Below are 22,995 nucleotides of genomic sequence, written 5' to 3'. Positions count from 1 at the left end.
AATTTTGTATTTTTAAAACCAGTGTGTTGATTAACTTTTAGCCGACCAAGGTCGAATAGCTTGCTTGCTAAAAAAAGCCTACATTTTGTAAGGTCTCTCACACACAAATTTAGCTTTAGGAGCCTTACATGTCAGGCGAATATAAACAGCAATATAATGCCTTTAAACAAAACCCAGCCCAATTTTGGCTCGAACAAAGTAAAAATATTCCGTGGTATAAAATCCCCACAAAAGCATACACACAAGACGACGACGGGCTTTATCATTGGTTTAGCGACGGGCAATTAAACACCAGTTTTTTAGCGCTAGACCAGCACGTTATTGCCGGGTTTGGCGAGCAAACTGCACTGATTTACGACTCCCCTGTCACTAACACAAAGCAAACCTATAGCTACTTACAACTACAACAAGAAGTTGCTAAATTTGCAGGCGTAATGCAATCGTTAGGAGTTATAAAAGGCGACCGCGTTGTTATTTATATGCCAATGATCCCACAAGCGGTTATTGGCATGTTGGCGTGCGCTCGCCTTGGTGCTATTCATTCTGTGGTATTTGGTGGGTTTGCTCCACACGAATTGGCTGTACGTATTGATGATGCCAAGCCTAAACTTATACTAAGTGCCTCATGCGGTGTTGAAGTAAACAGCATTATTGAATACAAACCACTTATTGATAACGCAATAGACTTAGCTGCGCACAAAGTAGAACACTGCGTTATTTATCAGCGTCCACAAGTAACCGCCACTCTTAAGCCTAAGCGAGATATAGATTGGACTCAGGCAATGCAAACGGCTGCAAGCGTAGATCCGGTGCCTGTAAATGGAGATGATCCGCTTTATATTTTATATACCTCTGGCACCACAGGCACACCCAAAGGCGTTGTACGCGAAAATGGCGGTCACGCAGTGGCAATGCAATACAGCATGGAAACCGTTTATGGTATGAAGCCCGGTGATGTATTTTGGGCAGCGTCTGACATTGGCTGGGTAGTTGGGCATTCTTATATAGTATACGCGCCGCTAATGTATCGCTGTGCGACTGTATTATATGAAGGAAAACCAGTTAAAACGCCCGATGCCAGTGCATTTTGGCGCGTGGTTGAAGAATATAAAGTAAATGCATTATTTAGTGCCCCCACTGCCTTTAGAGCAATTAAAAAAGAAGATCCAAATGCTGATGGTTTTAACCAGTACGATACCTCTAGCTTAAAACGTTTGTTTTTAGCTGGCGAGCGATTAGATCCTCCCACTTACGAGTGGCTTAAAGAAAAAACCAAATTGCCGGTACTCGATCATTGGTGGCAAACAGAAACCGACTGGGCTATTGCTTGTAATCCTGTAGGGCTTGAGTACTTAGCAACAAAACCTGGCAGCTCTACCGTCCCTACTCCGGGTTTTGACGTGCGAATATTAGATATGGATGGCAATGAATGCGCAGCTAACCAGCAAGGCGCCGTGGTAATTAAACTGCCACTTCCACCGGGTTGCCTACCAACTATTTGGCAAGATACCCCGCGCTTTAAAGCAAGCTACCTAAGTGAATACGAAGGCTATTATTTATCTGGCGATGGCGGTTATATTGATGAAGATGGCTACCTATTTATTATGGGCAGAACCGACGACGTTATAAATGTAGCAGGACATAGGCTTTCTACCGGCGAAATGGAAGAGATAGTAGCTGCACACCCAGCTGTTGCTGAATGCGCTGTTTTTGGTGTGAATGATCCCCTAAAAGGGCAACTTCCTATGGCAATGATCGTGCTTAAAAATGATTTTATGGGCTCAAGTACCGACGTAGAACAAGCGCTTGTTTTAAGTGTTCGTAATCAAATTGGCGCTATTGCGTGCCTTAAAAATATAGTTAGCGTAGATAGGTTGCCTAAAACTCGCTCGGGTAAAATACTGCGTAAAAATTTACGCCAACTAGTTGATGGCGAAGAGCTACAAATACCTTCAACCATAGACGATGCAAGCATTTTTGAAGAAATAAACCAACAACTAACACAGAGATAAAACCAACCAATCTGTTAACTATCTAAAGCCATTTTTATAATGGCTTTTTATTTATTCCTTTTAATTAAAGCTTTCGTTTAAGCTTTAATTAAACTAACAACTGAAATTTATTACCGCTTTTTGCTTTCTTCTTTTAATAGCGTTATTAATTTGATCAATTTAAAAGGAATGGTGTATGCCCCGCTTGCTACAAAAACTATTAACCACAGCCCTATTATTTATAGGCTTTGCCACACAAGCCTATGAAATAGAAGATTTAGGAAATGGCTTACACCGCTTAATAGACGACAGACACCGTTCAGTATTTTTAATCACTCCTGAGGGCGCGATTGTTACCGACCCGCTTAATAAAAAAGCCGCCACCTGGTTAAACGAGCAAATTAAAACTCGCTATAACGTGCCTGTAAAATATGTAATTTATAGCCATAATCACAGCGATCATATTTACGGTGCAGAAGTATTTAAAAGCCCGCACACCACTTTTGTAGCGCATAAACTCGCTGCACAAGATATTAAAAACACACAAATGAAAACTGTAACGCCCAGCCTTACTTTTGATAACGAGCTACTACTTACCCTTAGTGATTCAACAGTAAAGCTTAACTATCATGGTCCAAACGATGGTCGTGGTTCGGTTAGTATATTATTCGAAAAGCAAAAAACGTTGTTTGTAGTTGATTGGATTGTTATTGGCAGAATGCCGTGGCAAAAACTGTGGAGTTACGACATTCAAGGCATGATTAACTCAACCCAAGCCGTACTAAAATACGACTTTGATACTTTTGTTGGCGGACATGCTGATATTGGCAGCAAGGCTGATGTAGCTCGCTATTTAAGTTATTTGGAGCATTTATATAGCCAAGTAACAGCAGGTGTTTTAGCCGGTAATACGCTTGACGAAATTAAACAAAATGTAAAGTTAGACCAATTTAATGACTTTAAACAGTTTGATGCATGGTTACCGCTTAACATTGAAGGCGTGTACGAGCGTTTAATGGAAGAGTCTGGTATGAGTTGGCGCAGCGATTTAAAAATCTAAGCTCAATAATTAGAAGCATTGGTATTGGCGCACATAACGCAACTACCAATGTATTTATTAATAACACCCTAACTAGATATTATAAATATATGCTCGAATAAAATTACCCTCTATAATGAAAAGGCAGGTAAATATATAATTAAAATTCAGGATGTTAAAATGTTTGTTTTAAGTAAGACTTATTCATTAGTACAAAATAAAAATGACGAACTAAAAAAGAAATTGAGTCTTTACGCGCTAAAAACACGTCTTTGACCAATGAGAACAAGTCATTAAAAAAAGAACTAATTAGCCCCATTAATAATCCCAATCAACAATTTACACACTCTTTACTTTCCAGCTCAATAGATTGCATTAAGCAAATAGAAGGCATAAGACAAACTGTTCTTGATTCTTACTCTCAAATTAACGAAGAAAACCAAGTAAGTATAAAAATTAATACCCTCCTCGAAAAATCAAATAGTGTTCTAAACCATATCATTAAAGAAATGGAATTAATGACAAATAAAATGGGCAGTATGACGACCAATATTTCTGGCTTAGCAAGTATGGCAGGATCTATTAGTACATTTGTTTCAACAATTAGTAAGATATCAGATCAAACTAACTTGCTTGCACTCAATGCCGCTATTGAAGCAGCTCGGGCTGGCGAAGCTGGTAGAGGGTTTAGCGTAGTTGCAGACGAAGTTAGGGTATTGGCAACCAATACAAATAAATCAGCGCAAGAAGTTGCAGATCTTGTTAATGAAATTATTAATAAAACAAATGAAACCGTTACCTCTGTTGATGCGATTAAAGACAATAGCTCACAGTTGAGTATAAATTTTGAATCACTCAATAGCGACTACTCATCTATTATCGGCTTTTGCAGTAATATGAAAAATACGATTTCTCAAGCTGCTACTCGCTCGTTTATACAAACCGTTAAGCTTGATCATATTGTATGGAAAGGTGATGTATATGCTGTTGCTAATGGTCAAAGTAATAAATCAATTGAGAGTTTTAGCGATCATACAATGTGTAGGTTGGGTAAATGGTATAACTCTGACCAATCCGCTGATTATAAGCATTCTAATGTGTTTAAGCAGCTTGAAAATCCACACAGAGAAGTACATAAAAATGGTGTAGAAGCCCTTCGTCTAATACAAGAAGGAAATAAAGAAGCCGCTATTAAGCATATACATAAAATGGAAACTGCGAGTGAGCGTGTAATGCACCTGCTTGATGAAATACACTAGCGACTAAATCACTTCTTTATTAAAAGCTTTGTAATTGCTCTATCAACCATTTATGAATTGGACTGTTGTTAGTGCGAGGATGCCACGCTGCGATTACTTTAAAGGTAGGTGGTAACGCCTGCGTTTTAAGCTGTTTAACTTTATTATTTGGTAATAATCTTGATGGGTAAAACGCCAACATATCAGTTGTATGTAAAATGTCGGGCACTGCTGAAAAGCTCGGTACCGACATAACAATATTTCGCTTTAAACCCTTATTTGCAAACCATTGATCGTGTGAGCCACGTAAATTAGCGCGTGAAGGCGACACCACCAGTTGCGGGTGCGCTGCAATTTGCGACAGTGTTAATGGCTCATTTTCAAACTTATTTTTACAACCTGTAATACACAAATGCTGCTCTTCTAGCAAAGTGACATACGCTAAGTTGTCAGGTATAAACTCTGGAAAGCTTATAAGCAAATCAAGCTCGCCTGCGGTTATAAGCTGATTAACGTTGTCGGATGCAAAGTCGCGCACAATAAGCTTTAAACCCGGTGCTTCGCGGCGGGTTATATTAAACAGCTGAGGCAATAATGCCTGAGTTGCATAATCGGTCGCACTAATAGTAAATACACCTTTGTAGCTTTGTGGTGTAAATAGCTCTGGCTCTAGCAAGGTTTCTAGTTGTTTTAATATATGAATAATAGGTTGCTGCATAGCGAGAGCTTTAGGGGTCGGCACCATACTATTGCCTTGACGGATAAACAATCGGTCGTCAAATAAATCACGCAGTTTTCGTAACTGCTCACTAATTGCTTGTTGAGTTAAACCCATTTTACGAGCCACTTGCGAAAGGTTTTTTAAATCAAGTAATGCGTTAAGCACACTGAGTTGTTTAATATCGAGCCTATTGACACCATTCATAATTGTATCTAAAACAAAAAACTGTTGTTTCAAATTGTATCTTTAAATCTCTATGCTGCCAATGTTGCTTAACCACTATTTAAGCCTTTGTTTGCTTTATAAGAGAATTTAAAATGAAATCAGAATTAGTTAATACCGCCTCTTTATTCTCATCAATTGAGCTTGGCCCTTTCACGCTTAAAAACCGAATTGTAATGCCACCCCTAACACGCTCTCGCAGCACTCAGCCGGGTAATATCCCTAATGAATTAATGGCACAGTATTATGCACAGCGCGCATCGGCTGGTTTTATGGTTACCGAAGGCACACAAATAGAACCTCGAGGTCAAGGCTACGCGTGGACCCCTGGTATTCACTCGCAAGTACAAATTGAAGGCTGGAAAAAAGTAACAAAAGCCGTCCACGCTAAAGGCGGTGTTATTTTTGCTCAGCTTTGGCATGTAGGTCGTGTATCGCACACGTCGCTACAACCAAGTGCAGATAAACCGGTTGGTCCTTCAGATATTGTTGCTGACAATGTAAAAGTATTTATCGAAACCGCACCTAGTGAAGGTGCACTCGCTAATCCAAGTGAACCGCGCGCACTAAGCACTGCTGAGGTTGGTGAACTAGTAAATATGTATGCTCAAGCTTCACGCAACGCCCTTGAAGCCGGCTTTGATGGTGTGGAGCTTCATTGCGCTAACGGGTATTTAGTTAATCAGTTTATTTCTGAGCATACTAACAATCGTGACGATCAATACGGTGGAACACTTACTAATCGCCTGCGCTTTTTGAAAGAGATAGTGGATGCTGTGAGTGGCGTAGTGGGTGCCGATCGTTTAGGTGTACGTTTTGCTCCTTTGTTTGCAAGTACAGATGAAACAAGAGTGTATTTAGGACTTGTAGAATCAAACCCTCACCACACTTATGTAGAAGCTGTAAAAATACTTGAACAAGCAGGTATTGCTTATCTATCAATTGCGGAAGCTGATTGGGATAACGCCCCTGATTTACCAGAACAGTTTTACAAAGCGGTAAGAGCTGAGTTCTCTGGTCGCATTATTTATGCTGGTAAATATACAGTAGAAAAGGCAATTCGTATTTTAGGCGAAGGTTACGGTGATTTATTTGCATTTGGTCGCCCATTTATAGCTAACCCTGATTTACCAGAGCGTATAGCGAATAATTGGACGTTTAACGAAGCCGATGCAGCGACCATGTATGGCGGCACCGAAGTGGGTTATAGCGATTACCCGTTTTATCAAAAGTAATTAATACAAGGCCATGGAAGGCTTAACTTTAACATTAATTTTTCAAACCTATGTTGTTTAGTATTACGCTTCATTTGGCTAACTATTTAGAATGTACAAATAGAGTCCACGTAATAAAATACATACTTTAATGTATTACAGCATTAAAACGCACCTAAAACCGAAAAAATGGAAGCTTATGTCAAGAATCGTCAGCAAAATGTAAAAAGCTGTAAGCATAAGCTGGTTTACTATTGCATGTCAGTTAGCATTCAGTTTGAGACGCTAATATTGAACTCAGTTGTGTAACAACATAAACGAGGCAATACTATGAAACTTACTTTTTTACTACCTGCACTGCTGGCCATTGGCGTAGTATCAGGCTCTGCGCTTGGAGCACCAGACGAGCGAGAGAGCTATAAACGCGATCACGATAAGCGTGTTGAATATAAACGCGATGAACGCCGTCATGAAAAAAAGCAGCGTATTGAGCATAAAAAAGAAAAACGAGAAGACCGTAAGCAAGAAAAACGTAAACTCGCAAAGTACAAACAGGAAAAGCGTGAACAAAACCGCTACAACCACCGCAAATATAGCTTCTTAACAAAGCATCATAATTCGGTCGCTTACAAACAAAACAGATTTATAAACCATTTACCACGCAATAGCGCATCGATCAGATTTAATGGTATTTCATTTACGTTTAACGACGGCCTTTATTATCGCAAAGCCAAAAGAGGCTACCATGCAGTTAACCCCCCTAGAGGCTTACGTATAAGTGCGCTGCCTAGAAACTACAGACATTTTAAGCGCCATAACACCAGCTACTACACATACCAAAACGTATATTATATTGAGGATAATAACGGTTATATTGTAGTTGATGAGCCTAAAATCCCTCTTAATAGAGCAATAAAAGTAGATAATGTGAACAACTATAGCTTAGGCCAAACATACGATTCACTGCCTTTAACAGCGGAGGCGGTAATCGTTAACTCACAGCAATACTTTAAGTACGGTGATATTTATTTTTTACCGCAAATAAGTGGTGATGAAATAAAGTACCTTGCTATAAAGCTAAGCTAAAATTTACATTAGATCAAAGAGCAAGATACATCACGCATCTTGCTCTTTTTACATTAAACCTACCATCCTTGCATTTATCTCTAGATCAGTTAAATCTTCTTTCTATATTAGTACCCAAAAGAGTGATGCTCCCCGCCTTGTAACTTTCAACGTTAATATTCAGCAATTATATCAATAACACAGTTACCACTACTTACCGTCTTTTTGCGTATCGCAATATATTGATTGTATGGACACAGATGTGTTGAATTAACGCTAAAAATAGCGTGACAACAAAAAGTAACGTTGTGCACACATAAAAATTAGATAAGAAAATTTATTAAATGAGATTCTCAAAATTACTTGTTATGAAAAATAATTTTAGACTCTTTTTTAACGTCTAAATTTAATTCAAATTAAACCTATTTTATATCTTGCTATCACAGTGTTTCGCTCATATAGTCAGCAAATTATTACACCCTTATTTTGAACATTTTTGTTTATGAAATCTTCTGCTCCTGCTAGTGATTTTGGTACTTTATTAGGTTATGCACCTGGTAATGTTGCTGTTTACTCATCTGATTATGATACGGCTGATGAAAGCATTTATCCTAATCGTAGCGCCTATCGTAGTTACCTTGATGGCATTTACATGGGCTATAAATGGCAATGTGTTGAGTTTGCGCGCCGATGGATGTATCTCACCCATGGTTATATTTTTGATGATATTGCCATGGCTTACGATATTTTTGAGCTGCGCTCAGTGCGCGATGTAAATAGTCAAAACAGACTGCCACTAAACGCATTTAAAAATGGTGCTAAACATCACCCTCAATTAGGTAGTCTACTTATTTGGGAAGAAGGCGGCGAGTTTGAAGAAACAGGTCATGTTGCTGTAGTCGTGGAAGTACATGAGGACAAAATACGTATTGCTGAGCAAAATGTAGGACATCAAATATGGCCAAAAGATCAAAACTGGTGCCGTGAACTAAAAGCAAAAGTAACTAAAGATGGCGACTACTGGATTGAGTGTTCTTACAGCGACGCCACTATTTTAGGCTGGATGACACAAACTGATGAAATAGAATATGCTGAGCCAACGTCTGAGCTAAACACTGACTTATTTACTATAGAAGCCCATAAAACAGCAGATACAGGGCAAGCAAATAAGTCATGGTTAAATATTGCGAATGACGATGAAGCTGCTTACGTAGAAATGATGCAAGGTCATAAATTAACCTCAATAGATGAAGATCAACATAATTACTTTGCGATATCTCAAACGGCGCAACAAACCATTGAGCATGCGACTAACGAGTTACATGGCTTATTTATGCATGCAACCGATTATGTATTGCAGCACCCTGAGTTATTAAAAAAGTTTAATTTACCCGATGTTGTGCTAAATAAAATTCGTCAATCGTGGGATAACCGCTTAAACCAGTTAATTACCAGTCGGTTTGACTTCGCCTTAACCGCTGCAGGCTTAAAGGTTTACGAATACAATTGCGATTCGGCATCGTGCTATATGGAAAGCGGCAAAGTTCAGGGCAAGTGGGCAAAACACTTTGGTGTTAAAACAGGTGTAGACGCAGGTCATAATTTATTTAAAGACCTCGTAAAAGCATGGCGTAAAAGTGAGGTAAAAGGTCTTGTTCATATTTTACAAGACGATGAACCTGAAGAACATTACCACGCATTATTTATGAAAGAAGCCATTGAAGCCGCAGGCTTTGAATGTAAGTTAGTAATTGGTTTAAGCGCACTTAGCTGGAATGAATCTGGCAACATAGTAGATGCCGATGGCGATAAGCTCAGTTATGTGTGGAAAACGTGGTCGTGGGAAACTGCTCTTGATCAAATTCGTGAGGAATGCGAAGCTGATCAATTACTAACTGATAACTTTGAACCACAATGGCAAACAGGTAAAACTCCGCGCCTAGTGGATGTACTACTGCGTAAAAATGTGATGGTGTTTGAACCACTGTGGACATTAATTCCAAGCAATAAGGCAATTTTGCCAATACTTTGGAGCTTGTTCCCTAACCATAAGTATTTACTTAATACCGCGTTTGAACTTAACGACGAGTTATTGCAAACCGGTTATGTAGTTAAACCGATAGTAGGACGCTGCGGCGCCAACATTCAACTTGTTGATGAACAGCAGCAAATTATCGAAAAAACAGCGGGGCACTTTGCCGAGCAAGACCAGATATACCAACAGTTATTTGCACTGCCTAAAGTAGATGACTACTTTGTACAAATATGTAGCTTTACGGCAGCTGGTAAATACTCGGGTGGTGGCGTACGTGTTGATAAAAGCATGATCATTAACGGTCATAGCGATTGTATGGCACTGCGTATTAAATAATAAGCATTATTAAGCCCGTCATATTGTTGCGGGCTTAAACTTATCAACTCCATTAAACACAACAAATTAAGGTCTTTTCATGGCGAATCAATTTAATGTACTCGGTACACGTTTAAAATTATGTTGCGGTAATGGTGGATACACACGTGAAGGGTTTTGTTATGTACCAGAGTCAGATCTTGGGAATCACAGTGTATGTGCAATTATGACTGACGAGTTTTTACAGTTTTCAAAATCGCAAGGTAACGACTTAATAAGCCCTAATCCTCTTTACGATTTTGAAGGTTTAAAAGCCGGTGATAAATGGTGCCTGTGCGCAGTAAGATGGCTTCATGCTATTTCAGCAAGCGTTGCGCCACCAGTGGTACTTGAAGCCACAAATAAAAAAGCGCTAGAAGTAGTCTCGCTGGATGTTTTAAAAGCACATGAATATATAGCTAAAGTTTAGGCCGTGTTTAGTTTTTATGGGTGTTATCACCTATTTACGGGCAATAACCACATTACATAAGCTCTGCCTTGCCTAAAAATAAAGCACACTGTTACAAATTAAACCTCCAAAGATAAACACGTCCTAAACACTATAAGCGTCATTAAATCGAAGTCTGCACATTTTACAAATATATGCAGGCTTTTCAAAAATCGAATGTTTCACACATTATCTACTGCCTCAAATAAAAATATAACCACATGTTTTTTAATTGCTTTTAAATAAATCCACTTGTGGCATAGCCGTTGCTTTATTAAGTTTAAGTCACGCTCATAACGCAACATATTATATGAGCAATATATTACTTAAGCAGGAGGAATTATGAGTAACAGTAATCAATCAAGCAAAACCGCTAACTTTACCGCGCCTGGTATGAGTGACGAATCAGCTCAAAAAACAATAGCAACACTCGATAATCGTATGGTTGCACTTTTAGATTTACAACTTACTTTAAAGCATATCCACTGGAACGTGGTTGGTCCTAACTTTATTGGCGTACACGAAATGTTAGACCCTCAGGTTGAATTGGTACGCGAAATGACAGACACCATTGCAGAACGTATTGCTACGCTTGGTGGAATACCAGTAGGTACGCCAAAATCAATAGTAGATCGTCGCACATGGGATGAATATTCACTAGGTAAAGGCTTAGTAACAGAGCATTTAGGCGCACTTAATAAAGTGTATAACGGTATTAACGCCGATCACCGTAAGGCTATAGATAGCCTTTCTGGACTAGATCCTGTTTCAGAAGACATGATCACTAGCCAATTGGCGCAGTTAGAGCAATTTCAGTGGTTTATTCGCGCTCATATTGAGTCTTCGACAGGTCAATTAACAAAGTAAGCACGTCGTCATAATTAGCTAACAATTGAAATTAAAAAAGCCCCGCATTGATAATGCGGGGCTTTTTAAGTTGTAATAACTTAATAACTAAAATAAAACGTAATAAATAACCAAACACCGATCCCCCTTACTTTAAAAGTTTAATACCAAAAAATAGTTAACCTAAACGCAAGCTAGCTAAACACTGGCATATTAAATACGGTAATAAAATAACCAACGCCTAAATAAAATACCCTCCTAAGTCCATATTTTAATTTTACGCTTCGGTTATCAAAATATATTTCGTTGTATAAGCAACAAAAGAGCAAATGAATTTGGTTAACCAATATTAGTAAAAATAAAAATAAAAAAATATTACCAATATAAATCAAAACAAAACCTTAATAAAAAAGTGATTTGTATTCTCTTATTATTTCGATTAAAACTTGGCATTGCATATTGAGTAAATAAACACCACGCTTGTGAGAAAACTTACACTAACAGGCCACTTACCAACCAATAAAGCAGCTTTTTTATGAATTAAAACCTCATACTCCTCATATAAATAAGATTAAACCTATCTATTTTTTAGCATATTAAATTTAAAAACAACGATAAAAAACCTATGCACCCGTATTACGTTCAAACTTTCAACTTCATTTAAAAACAAAAGAATAACTTAACCCATTAAATTAATTAACTATATACCCACATTAGACCAAAGTTGTAATACCAAAAGCACGTTATTGGTAAACAAAACTTGTATTAACGCACTAATTGAACTAATTTCAACCACATCTTCTGTATGACAAAAAAACAGAAACAACTGAGAAAATTGGTAAACCAACATTCACTAACAACACACAATTACCCAACTGGGAGAGATACATGGAACTCAATCGAATTACTTCCTCAATAATAAAAAACAGCAAACAAAACCATTCAAAATTAATGGGTGCAGCTGCATTTTTATTGATGACTTCGTCAGCTTTAGCTGCGCAAGAAGCACAAAACACACCAGAAACATCTAACAGTGATATTGAAGTTATTGAAGTTAGAGGCATGCTAGGAAGTATGAAAGCGGCAGCAATGCTTAAGCGCACCGACGGTCGTATTGTCGATGCTATTGTTGCTGAAGATATTGGTAAGTTACCTGACAATAATATCGCTGAAGCGCTGCAACGCATTACTGGCGTATCTATTAACACCGATTTTGGTGTGGGTGACAGTGTTTCGATTCGTGGTTTACCGCAAAACCGTGTTGAACTAAATGGTCGCTCTACTATTGGTGACTCTCGTGATGGTATTAGTCTGCAAGATTACCCGTCAAGCTTCTTAAAAACAGTCGAAGTTGTTAAGTCTCCAACTGCCGATATGATTGAAGGCGCATTAGGGGGAACGGTTAGTTTAAAAACGGTTCGTCCATTAGAGCTAGATAAGCTAACTGGTGCAATTTCATTAGATGGTGAGTACGCTGATAAAACAGAAAAAGTAGCGCCTATTTTTAGCGGTTCGCTTGGTAACAATTGGGACTTTGACGAAATGGGGACCTTTGGTGCCATTGCTATGTTTTCGTTTCAAGATCGTGAAATCCGCCAAGATGAAACGTCTAGCCGTGTTAAACCTCAAAACATTGAGATTAATGGCCAAGCAGGTAATACACCCAGTGGCAACGCTATCGTACGAGACGAGCACAGTGTTGAACAATATGTAGAACAGCGTAAGCGTACTGCTGTAAATTTATCACTTCAGTGGGCACCACGCTCAGGTAATGGCATGGTGTATCTTGATTTAAGCGGTACCAAACGCTCTGGTGAGCAAAGTGGTAACTCTATTCTAGGTGTTGCGGGTTCATTATCAACAGATGCAAACACAACTCAAGATGCTAACGGCGTAAATAATTACACGCTAACAAACGAATTTGGTATCCCTAAAACATACAGTGACTTTCGTGAAACTGACTCGTTTTCAAATGCACTTGGTGCAGAGTGGAACCTGACTGACAGTATAAAAATCTCTGGTGAAATTGCGGTAGCATCATCACAAAGCGTAAGACCTGATTCTGAATTTACACTTCGCCCAATCGAAAAATCAACATTTGAAGCAAGTGGCGGAACTCAGCTAACAAATCATTTATATGATGGTGCATTTTCTCAAGACGGTAATAAATTACCAAGCATCATTCACTCAGATCCAAATGCATTTACTGACCCACAAAACTTAGCTCTGCGTACATTTAAAAGTGAAGATAGAAGAACAGACAATGACGAAACAGCTATTCGTTTTGATGTTGAAATGTTTGAGCCACTCAGCAGCTTAAACTGGGTGTCTAAAGTAAAAGCAGGTGTACGTGTTACTAACCGCGATTACGAATATGAGCAATACAAAGTAGAAATTAAAGACATTTATAAAAATGCATTTAACGACTCAGACGGTTCGTTAGCTACTTTATGGGTTGATGACTACAACGCTGCTTTTTCAAATAGCTTTACAACAGTTAGCCACGACAACTCTTTTGACCAATTAGGTCATTCGGGACAAAACGACCTACTAACGTTTTTAAGCTACAACGGTTTATCTAACCCAGCTAATACTTATGCTCAACTTCAGCAGTTACTTGCAGGCACTAACCTAGCGTCAACAGGGAGTCTTTCAGATAACCAAGTGTTTCAAGAAAGCGCATACCGTAACGTAGTTGAAGATACCGCCGCCGTGTATATATCAGCGTACTTAGACTTTGATAACATCACTGCGATTGTGGGTGGTCGTTATGTGACTACAGATTTAGAATCAAGCGTATTTCTTAATGGTGAAAAAGTAACTGGCGACAATGACTACAGCGACTTTTTACCAAGCTTAAACGTTACGTATAACTACTCAGACGAAACATTATTCCGCTTTGCTGCTGCAAAAGTTATGCGCCGCGCTGACTTTAGCGAGCTAAGCCCTGCGTTTGACGTTAATAACGACATTACAGGCGCAACACAAGGCTCTATTGATTTAGAACCATACCGTGCAACGCAATACGACTTATCAGTAGAGCATTACTTTGATGAAGGTAACGTACTGTCTTTCGCTTTATTTTATAAAGATGTTGAGTCTTTCTTGAGTAACGAAAGTAGCTGTGTAGCTGCTTCAAGCACAACAGCAGGTCAAAACGTAACTCAGTGGAACCAAGTATGTCAGCTTGACGTTGCAGGTGTATCACAAGACAACCTAGTTTACTCAGATGCGACTGACTATCCTGTAGATATTGATGGCTTTAACCATGTTGCAGGCTTGCGTGATGCAGGACTAACGGGTATTGATACCGTTAAAAATGTAAACGGCGAAAACGGCTCAGTACAAGGTTTTGAAGTTGGTTACCAACAGTTCTTCACAAGCTTACCGGGTGCATTTTCTGGCTTAGGCATTAACGCAAACTACACGTATGCTGACAGCGAACAACCAAACGGCAACCCGTTATTAGATATTTCTAAAAATACGTACAACTTACAAGTATTTTGGGAATACGAAGGGTTCTCGACTCGTGTCGCTTATAACTACCGTGACAGTTTCTTAGATACTGAAAACGAAAAACGCGTAGAAAATATTAACTCAGACGGCAGCATTTCAGCAGAAGGCACTGTTTACGGTAATAACTACCGTGACGACAGAGGCCAGTTAGATTTCTCTGCAAGCTGGGATATTAACGAAAACGTGACCTTAGTAGGTAATGCGACCAACTTAACGGGTGAGCCTTCTATCTACCTATCTGAACTAGGTGGTGCTTGGAAGTACACTGAAGCGGATCGCCGTTACAGCTTTGGTATTCGCGCTAAATTTTAATTTTCCCTAGGGCGTGTTGTTCTTTGGTGGGTGAATTTGCAGCAGTATGTTTGGTTTTTAGGCAAGGCAGAGCCTATGCAGTGTGGTTATTCCCCATAAATAGGCGATAACGCAGCATAAAGACCAAACATGCGCTGCCCTTTGGGTTCATTCTAGGGACGATTAACTCTTTGTTGCCTACATGGATGTAGGTAAGGGGCGTGAGCAGGACGCGGAAGCTTTGCTCGGTTTTTACTTAGCCCACTAGGTTACAAACCTCGCGCCGCGATTTAATCCCCCCTAGATTGAACAAATTTCAATCCACAAAGGTCAACACGCCCAAGACACTAAAGCCTGCTTTTTTGCAGGCTTTTTTACGTCTATAAAAAAGTGGCTTTATATTACGTAAAAAACACTCCCTCCTAGCTATACTTATTTGAATATTAAATTTACTATCAAAACGTTGTAACTATTAGCAAGGATACTGAAGTGTTGTCGCGTTTATATAATTTTATGCCGGGTTTAGATACATTGCTGCACTACGAGCGTCAATGGTTTGCTGATGATGTAAGAGCAGCGCTATCGGTAGCTGCAGTGGCTTTACCTGTGGCCATTGCTTACGCACAACTAACCGGTGTTAACGCCGCCGTAGGGTTATATTCTTGCATACTGCCAATGATGCTTTATGCGCTATTTGGCACTTCTAAACAATTAATAGTCGGCCCTGATGCCGCCACCTGCGCTGTTATTGCAGCAGTAGTAACACCTCTTGCTGCAGGCGACAGCTTTAAGCATTGGCAACTTGTTGTCACCATGACCGCTATGACCGGCTTTTGGTGCTTTATAGCCAGTAAATTTAAGTTAGGTGTATTAGCCGACTTTTTATCTAAACCTATTTTAATGGGCTTATTAAACGGCGTAGCTATCACTATTATTGTTGGTCAATTTTCCAAAGTATTCGGTTTTACCTTTGATGAGCGCTACTTACTTGAACGCCTAGGTGGTGTACCTACATACCTAGCGCAAACACATGTTCCCACCTTACTAATGGCCTTATTTACACTGGCGGTTTATTTTGCCATGAAGCGCATAAGACCCACCTGGCCTGCATCTATGTTCGCCATTGCATTTGGTGCGCTTTTCGTATGGATTTTCGATTTAAAACAATTTGATATAAAAACTATTGGCACCATAACTGGCGGGCTTCCCGTTTTTAATACCCCTGCTTTTGATTTAGGGATTATGCGTGAGCTGGTGGTACCCGCACTTAACTTAGCCATCGTGAGCTTTGTAAGTATGATGCTAACTGCCCGCAGCTTTGCTGCTAAAAATGGCTACGACATAGACGCCGATAAAGAATTTAGAGCGTTAGGTATTGCCAATATTGCGTCAGCTCTTTCGCAAGGTTTTGCAGTCAGTGGCGCCGACTCACGCACCGCTGTTAACGATGCAACGGGTGGTAAAACGCAGTTAGTATCAATAATAGCAGCGGCCATTATTGCGGTCATAGCCGTGTTTTTAACAGCCCCACTTGAATTTATTCCAAGCGCGGCACTGGGTGTTGTACTTATTATTGCCTCTGTTCATTTACTCGATTTAAAAGCGGTTTGGCAATTAAAACGAAAAGATAAACAGGCATTTTATCTCGCCTCAGCCACCTTACTTGCGGTGTTATTTATTGGTGTTATTCCAGGGATCACACTGGCTGTATTACTTGGGTTATTTCAATTTATTCGCACTGTTATGCGCCCAACCGACAATATACTCGGCGTAGATGTTAACGGTGTAGTAAGAAGTTTAGACGCCACAGATAAAGCAAAAGCAGTGCAAGGCGTGTTTATTTATCGCTTTAATTCACCTTTAACTTACTTTAATGCCAGCTACTTTAAACGCAGATTACTTGAGCAATACGCAAGGCAAAAAGACGACACCCAATGTGTAATAATTGATGCTGTACCGTGCTTTACTCATTTAGATTTAAGCGTAATGGCCATGCTTGCCGATCTCGACGTTATATTTAAAAAGCGCGATATAAGGCTTGAGCTTGCAGGTAGAAAACGTCAGTTACTTTCGTGGTTTGAAATTGCAGGAATGAAGTCAGGAAAAGAAGGTATATATATCCACTCAGACCTATACATCGCCCTAAAAAGAAACAGCGTAAGCCAGCATACAGAAGAAGTTAGCTTGTTTGAGTCAGACGAAAATAAAGAGGCGCTCACACAGCCATAAAATACTAAACAGCAGATCAGCTAGCTGATCTGCTTATTGTATTGAGTACTTTTTTATACTTTTGGATAGTTTGAAGGAAAAAACGCTTTTTTAGCATCTTCATCAAACTCTTTTTTTAAAGGCTATATCAGTACCAATCACGCGTGCACGTGCAACTGCTGGGCGACTATCAATGCTTTCAAACCAACGCTTAAGATTTGGGTACGGTGCTAAACCCTCTTCACCCAATACAACCGGTGCTTTATCAATCCAGCCCCATGCAGATACATCAGCAATGGTGTACGTATCACCCACAATAAAGTCACGACCTTCAAGGTGCGTATCAAGTACTTCGTAATGGCGCTGCGCTTCACGTAAATAGCGATTAACCGCGTAATCAAGCCCTTCTGGCGCCATGTGTCTAAAGTGTACACTTTGCCCTGAATACGGACCTAAACCCGATGCGATAAACATTAACCACGACAACATTTCAGCGCGGTCATCGCCCTTGCCTTCTAGCTTTGCATACTTTTCAGAAAGGTACATTAAAATAGCATTCGAATCGAACACACGAGTTTCACCATCAACAATTGCTGGCGCCTTAGCGTTTGGATTAATTGCTTTAAATTCAGGTGTATGTTGCTCACCTTTTAAAGTATCAAGAGGAACAAGTTCAAACGGTAAGCCTGTTTCTTCTAAAAAGAGTGCAACCTTCATTGGATTTGGCGTATGGTGAAAATAAAATTTAATCATGTAAAGTTCCTCAATAATTGAGCAACGATTAAAGCACAGCTTGAGCGGGTGTTCAAATTAAGTTTAACTAAGTAAAATATACAGTGAAAACGTGATTTAATTGTGAGTATTTCGTGATACTTCAATCTTAAAAGTCACTTATGCTAAGGTGAATATCAGCCTTTGTGAATCACAGCATGCTTTCTAAAACATTATATCGTCCATTCCTTATCGTATTTTTTGGGTTAATAATTTTTTGCTTTCAAAGCCAAGCTGCTGAGCAAGTAACTATTTCCAGTACAGCTAATCCGACTACCTTTTTAGAGCTTTACACATCGCAAGGTTGCAGTAGTTGCCCACCCGCAGAGCGCTGGATTTCAACGTTTACAGATGATGAAAAACTATGGACTGATTTAATCCCTATTAATTTTCATGTTACTTATTGGGATTATTTAGGATGGAAAGACCCGTTTGCCTCTGCTGTTTTTAGTAAAAGACAACGTACTTATAAGGCACTCGGTAAAAGTAGGATTGTAGCAACCCCAGGATTTATGGTTAACGGCAGCGGGTGGCAAGGTTGGTTTTATAAACAAGCTATTCCTGTAGCTAAAGCCCGTTATTTAGGTAATTTAAAAGCGACTATAAACAACAGTAAAATTAATCTCGAATACGATACTGTTAATACCGAAGATAATACTAACCAAAACTTAATAGCCCATGTAGCTTTGTTAGGCTTTGGCATAGAAACACAAATACACAGCGGCGAAAACGCAGGCCATAAGTTAAAACACGACTTTGTTGTTATTGGCTACGAGCAAAGTGACATGCAGACCAAGCAGCAATTATCATTAACTGACTTGACCATGCCTCGCGCTAAAAAAATATCGCCAACAAAGCAAGCCTTAGTGTTTTGGGTATCTAAAAAAGGCGACCCTACTCCACTACAAGTTGCAGCCGATTGGTTTTAAAAATTAAAGTTAATTGAATAAAATTACTAATTAACAACTCAGCGCGCAATAAATGTCCCTGTATATCAACTATAGAAAAAGGCTTTCAATAATTTAAAAACTAATGAATTAGCATTGTTATTACAAAGAATTTATTCTTTTTTATTGTGTGTACCTGTATAAAACATAAATAACATTGTATTTACATCGACTTTTGTTTATAAGGTAAGTTGAATGGACTCTTGAAATAAGTAATTGACTTATAAGTATAAAAATCAAGCGCCTATCAATAAAAATTTCTGCAATTATCTATATGGACAAAAATTTATGCGAATTAACCAAAGCCACATTAAAACAATTGTAATCGCTGCAATTACAGCTTCGTCTTTAGCTGGGTGTGCTACAACATCATCAAAAGTAGTAGAAACACCAACTGTTGCTAGCTATAACACAACCTACTCAGGTACAAAAAGCAAACTAGTCGTAGGTCAGTTTGTAAACCGTTCGAGCTTTCAAAATGGTATATTTTCATCGGGCCAAGACCGTTTAGGCAGCCAAGCAAAAACAACACTAATGAGCCACTTACAACAAACAAATCGCTTTAGTGTGCTTGATCGCGACAATATGGCAGCCCTTGCAGAAGAAGCAAAGTTAACAGGTACAAAACAAGTTCTTAGCGGTGCTAAATTTGTTGTAACTGGTGATGTAACAGAGTTTGGCCGTAAAGCTATTGGCGATCGCCAACTTTTTGGTTTATTGGGTAAAGGTAAATCGCAAATTGCTTACGCTAAAGTAACGCTTAATGTTGTTGATGTTACTACATCAGAAGTTATTTATTCAGTGCAAGGTGCTGGTGAATATAGCCTATCAGAACGTGAAGTTATTGGTTTTGGTAGCACAGCTTCATACGATGCCACATTAAATGGCAAAGTACTTGACCTAGCTATTCGCGAAGTCGTTAACAAGTTAGTTACTGGTCTTGAAGCTGGCCAATGGGGCAATAAATAATGAAAAAGCTAATTACCTTAGCATTTGTTTGTATAGCCCTAACGGGTTGTAACTCAACGAAAGAACCTATTTACTATTACGGTGACTATAGCACTGCCGTATACGCCTATTTAAAAGCAGATGACGTAACAGCTGAAGAGCAAATTAGTATGCTTGAGCAAATTATTGCAGATGCTGCAAACAAAAGTAAGAATGTTGCGCCTGGGCTACATGCACACCTAGGTATGCTGTACTTTGAAACGGGTAATCCTTCATTAGGCACTACTCACTTCGAAACTGAGAAATCACTTTTCCCAGAATCAGTTCATTACATCGACTTCCTTCTAAAATCTGCGAAAGGCGCTTAATATGCTCAATTTAAAATCATACACAGCGATCGCATTAGTCGCATTACTCGCTGGTTGTGTTTCACCTCCACCAGCACATGACTACACGGCGTTTAAACAAGCAGACCCTCACTCAGTTATTATTTTACCTCCGCTAAATAATACACCTGAAGTAATTGCACCATACAGTGTGATGACTCAAATGGTCGCGCCTATAGCTGAGTCGGGTTTTTATGTTTTTCCTGTTGCTTTAGTTGATCAAACCTTTAAAGGTAATGGCCTCACTGTTGCAAGCGACGTGCACCAAGTACCGGTAAATAAATTACATGAGATTTTTGGTGCAGACTCTGCGCTTTACATCACTATTGAAGAATACGGTACTAGCTATGTTGTAATTTCTAGCGAAACAGCTGTAACTGTGTCAGCCTCATTAGTTGATTTACGCACTGGCGAGCAATTATGGCAAGGCAAAGCAAGAGCCTCTTCAGCTGAACAACAAAGTAATGGCGGTGGTGGCCTTGTAGGCATGCTTGTTATTGCAGCAATTAATCAAATTGCTGAAACAGTCACTGATAAAGGCTTTGAAATCGCAGCAATGACTTCAACACGCTTACTTTCTTCAGATGTTTACAACGGCTTATTATATGGACCTCGTTCACCTAATTATGGCCAACCAGCACCAAGCGAAAAGAAAAAATAACTCTTATTGTTATTAACCTAAAGCTTGAAAAGGCCGAACCATTAAATGGGATTCGGCCTTTTTAATAACAGCTTACTTAGCTAAAAAGCTTAGCAAAGTTACTTTTAAGTATTTAGAACAGATTTTAAAAACTAAAATTAATAGCAACAGAAAAAATAGTTTTTATAAAAATACTAACTAAAAAAGCCACCATAAAAAACATAGCAAATGCTGAAACAGCCCCTCCACCGGTATACCCTGCTTTAGCTTTTTCCACCATCAATACATAAATTCCCAACCCTACACTCACCTTAAACCATAGCCAGTAATCGTTGCTAAAAAGAGGAATTACAGCAAAACCAATTATGGGCACTAATATTTTGTCCTCTTCGTTTTTGTGTAATAAATAAAAAGCCATAATCGCAATATAAAATAGAGCCGTTACATCAGGCATATAAATAACTTCCTTGTAAAAATAATAAAACCAATAAACGCAGCGATTATACCTATTACTGAACCCCTATAAAATTCAATAATTGTGTTTACTTTTTAGCTGTGCAATATTAATTCACTAATAAGCACAAGGATTGCTAAGCCTATCTACAGGTTTGGTATAAAAACTAAAAAGGATGAATATGATTAAGCCATTTTACGCTAGCTGTTTGTTAGCCCTCTCGCTATTAACACCCAGCCTTGTAAAAGCAAACCCGACGGCCTCGCAGTATCAGGAAATTCTTAACGAGAACCTAGTTGAAAATGAGCCTGGAGTATCGGTAATTATAAGCAAAAATGGCAAAGTCCTTTTTAAAGAAGCGCGAGGGCTTGCCAACCTTGAACATAACATCGCACTTAATGAGCAAAGCGTTTTACGTTTAGGTTCTATTTCAAAACAATTTACTGCAGCTGCAATTATGATGCTGCAAGAGCAAGGTAAGCTAGCGGTTACCGATGATATTCATAAGTATGTTGCAAGCTTCCCAACAGAGGGCAACCTCGTCACAATCGAAAACTTATTAACCCATACCTCAGGCATCGCCAACTACACAGATGACGACGATCTCTTTGATAAAGAAATACAAGTACCCACAAGCGTTGACGATACGTTAGCGCGTTTTGCCAAACACCCAATGGTGTTTAAACCCGGCGAAGCCATGGCTTATTCGAACACGGGCTATTCACTGCTTGGTAAAATAATTGAAGTAGCAAGTGGCCAGTCTTACAAAGACTTTATTGAACAACACATATTTAAAAAGCTAAAAATGAACCAGAGTAGTTATGAAGGACAAGAAATTGTTGCCCATCGCGCATCTGGGTATGAACAAACAGAGCAAGGATTTATCAACACCAGCTACATTAATATGGATTGGCCATATGCCGCAGGTGCGCTTATATCTACTCCAACTGACTTAAATATTTGGTTTAATGCGTTATCGTCTGGCAAGCTTATTAGTAAAGCAAGTTATGAAAAAATGATCAGCCCTTTTAAACTTAACGACGGCAGCTTTTCATCCTACGGTTACGGATTAATTATTGAGCCTTTGAATGAATACACCGTAATTAAACACACTGGCGGAATAAATGGCTTTTTGGCACATGCACGCTATATACCAGAGCAAAAGCTATATGTTGCAGTGCTGGCTAATTCAAACCACATAAACCCTATTTTTATCAACGAAAAACTCACAGCCAGAGTACTAGGCATTACACTCCCCGAGTTTAAAAAAGCAGAGGTAACAGCGCAGCAATTAGCGCCCGTATTAGGTGATTACCGTATTGATAAAAACACCTTACGCAGCCTAATTTTTGAAAATGACGTTTTGTACTCCAAGCGCACTGGTGGCGATAAAATAAAACTTATTACCATGTCTAAAAATAGCTTTTACTACCCTAATTCAAACAATTACTTAGTAATAGAAAAAAACAGCCAAGGCCAATTGGTAATGAAGTATTTTAGTGGATTATCAACAACGCCTACTGAGGCTATTAAGATTTAACTTTATAACCTCCCCAAAAAACAATGCCCGCAGTTTTCTCTACTTATAAGCTCGGGTATTTTTATTTTAAATCCTCGTTAACGCAACAATAAATTGTAAAATTAGTATAGAGTGTGTGAAA

At 39.0% G+C, this 22,995-nt stretch carries 17 protein-coding genes and 1 pseudogene; 15 read left to right on the top strand and 3 right to left on the bottom strand.

The window, feature by feature from the left end:
- Positions 1–128: 128 nt before the first annotated feature.
- The 3 genes from P20652_RS16835 (at position 129) to P20652_RS21290 (ending at position 4,289) form a co-directional block, all read left to right on the top strand.
- On the top strand, positions 129–2,012 hold the full coding sequence (locus P20652_RS16835) for a propionyl-CoA synthetase (RefSeq protein ID WP_008165290.1): 1,884 nt from the start codon (positions 129–131) through the stop codon (positions 2,010–2,012).
- A gap of 175 nt (positions 2,013–2,187) precedes the next feature.
- A complete protein-coding gene (locus tag P20652_RS16840) occupies positions 2,188–3,051 on the top strand; it encodes an MBL fold metallo-hydrolase (RefSeq protein ID WP_008165288.1) in 864 nt (287 codons plus the stop codon).
- Positions 3,052–3,302: 251 nt separating this feature from the next.
- A complete protein-coding gene (locus tag P20652_RS21290; protein ID WP_008165281.1) occupies positions 3,303–4,289 on the top strand; it encodes a methyl-accepting chemotaxis protein in 987 nt (328 codons plus the stop codon).
- A 19-nt stretch (positions 4,290–4,308) separates the two neighbouring features.
- On the opposite strand, the gene P20652_RS16850 is transcribed toward P20652_RS21290, so the two are convergent.
- Complete coding sequence (locus tag P20652_RS16850; protein WP_008165278.1) at positions 4,309–5,226, bottom strand: LysR family transcriptional regulator; 918 nt, start codon at positions 5,224–5,226, stop codon at positions 4,309–4,311.
- A gap of 80 nt (positions 5,227–5,306) precedes the next feature.
- Between P20652_RS16850 and P20652_RS16855 the strand changes: the two genes are divergently transcribed.
- From P20652_RS16855 to P20652_RS16885, 7 genes are all read left to right on the top strand, one after another.
- Complete coding sequence (locus P20652_RS16855; protein ID WP_008165277.1) at positions 5,307–6,446, top strand: alkene reductase; 1,140 nt, start codon at positions 5,307–5,309, stop codon at positions 6,444–6,446.
- A 309-nt stretch (positions 6,447–6,755) separates the two neighbouring features.
- Complete coding sequence (locus P20652_RS16860; protein ID WP_008165275.1) at positions 6,756–7,511, top strand: DUF6515 family protein; 756 nt, start codon at positions 6,756–6,758, stop codon at positions 7,509–7,511.
- 481 nt (positions 7,512–7,992) lie between these two features.
- Positions 7,993–9,861, top strand: a complete 1,869-nt coding sequence (gene gss / locus P20652_RS16865) for a bifunctional glutathionylspermidine amidase/synthase (protein ID WP_008165274.1) — start codon at positions 7,993–7,995, stop codon at positions 9,859–9,861.
- 79 nt (positions 9,862–9,940) lie between these two features.
- Positions 9,941–10,309, top strand: a complete 369-nt coding sequence (locus P20652_RS16870; RefSeq protein ID WP_008165272.1) for a DUF2237 family protein — start codon at positions 9,941–9,943, stop codon at positions 10,307–10,309.
- A 360-nt stretch (positions 10,310–10,669) separates the two neighbouring features.
- Positions 10,670–11,194 (top strand): DNA starvation/stationary phase protection protein Dps, encoded by a 525-nt coding sequence (dps, locus tag P20652_RS16875; protein ID WP_008165268.1) that lies wholly within the window; start codon positions 10,670–10,672, stop codon positions 11,192–11,194.
- 867 nt (positions 11,195–12,061) lie between these two features.
- Positions 12,062–15,001, top strand: a complete 2,940-nt coding sequence (locus P20652_RS16880; protein WP_008165266.1) for a TonB-dependent receptor — start codon at positions 12,062–12,064, stop codon at positions 14,999–15,001.
- A 468-nt stretch (positions 15,002–15,469) separates the two neighbouring features.
- Positions 15,470–17,209 carry a SulP family inorganic anion transporter gene (locus P20652_RS16885; RefSeq protein ID WP_033016847.1) on the top strand — a complete coding sequence of 580 codons (1,740 nt, stop codon included), beginning with the start codon at positions 15,470–15,472 and terminating at the stop codon, positions 17,207–17,209.
- 53 nt (positions 17,210–17,262) lie between these two features.
- On the opposite strand, the pseudogene P20652_RS16890 reads toward P20652_RS16885, so the two are convergent.
- A pseudogene (locus P20652_RS16890) lies at positions 17,263–17,941 on the bottom strand (glutathione S-transferase family protein).
- Positions 17,942–18,105: 164 nt separating this feature from the next.
- On the opposite strand from P20652_RS16890, the gene P20652_RS16895 reads away from it, so the two are divergent.
- The 4 genes from P20652_RS16895 (at position 18,106) to P20652_RS16910 (ending at position 20,901) form a co-directional block, all read left to right on the top strand.
- Entirely contained in the window at positions 18,106–18,888 is a 783-nt protein-coding gene (locus tag P20652_RS16895; RefSeq protein ID WP_008165260.1) for a DUF1223 domain-containing protein, read from the top strand.
- Between the two features lie 306 nt (positions 18,889–19,194).
- The gene (locus P20652_RS16900) at positions 19,195–19,875 is read left to right on the top strand and encodes a CsgG/HfaB family protein (protein ID WP_008165259.1); all 681 of its coding nucleotides are present in this window, start codon (positions 19,195–19,197) and stop codon (positions 19,873–19,875) included.
- Complete coding sequence (locus P20652_RS16905; protein ID WP_008165258.1) at positions 19,875–20,222, top strand: DUF4810 domain-containing protein; 348 nt, start codon at positions 19,875–19,877, stop codon at positions 20,220–20,222. The genes P20652_RS16900 and P20652_RS16905 overlap by 1 nt, the downstream gene beginning before the upstream one ends.
- A 1-nt stretch (position 20,223) precedes the next feature.
- Entirely contained in the window at positions 20,224–20,901 is a 678-nt protein-coding gene (locus tag P20652_RS16910; RefSeq protein ID WP_008165257.1) for a DUF799 domain-containing protein, read from the top strand.
- 124 nt (positions 20,902–21,025) lie between these two features.
- On the opposite strand, the gene P20652_RS16915 is transcribed toward P20652_RS16910, so the two are convergent.
- Positions 21,026–21,298 carry a hypothetical protein gene (locus tag P20652_RS16915; RefSeq protein ID WP_231612769.1) on the bottom strand — a complete coding sequence of 91 codons (273 nt, stop codon included), beginning with the start codon at positions 21,296–21,298 and terminating at the stop codon, positions 21,026–21,028.
- A gap of 217 nt (positions 21,299–21,515) precedes the next feature.
- On the opposite strand from P20652_RS16915, the gene P20652_RS16920 reads away from it, so the two are divergent.
- Positions 21,516–22,874 (top strand): serine hydrolase, encoded by a 1,359-nt coding sequence (locus P20652_RS16920; RefSeq protein WP_008165255.1) that lies wholly within the window; start codon positions 21,516–21,518, stop codon positions 22,872–22,874.
- Positions 22,875–22,995 lie beyond the last annotated feature (121 nt).

It is taken from the genome of Pseudoalteromonas sp. BSi20652 (assembly GCF_000239855.1).
Taxonomy (GTDB): domain Bacteria; phylum Pseudomonadota; class Gammaproteobacteria; order Enterobacterales; family Alteromonadaceae; genus Pseudoalteromonas.
The sequence above is the reverse complement of the archived record's forward strand: the minus strand, read 5'-3'. Positions and strand labels throughout refer to the sequence as shown.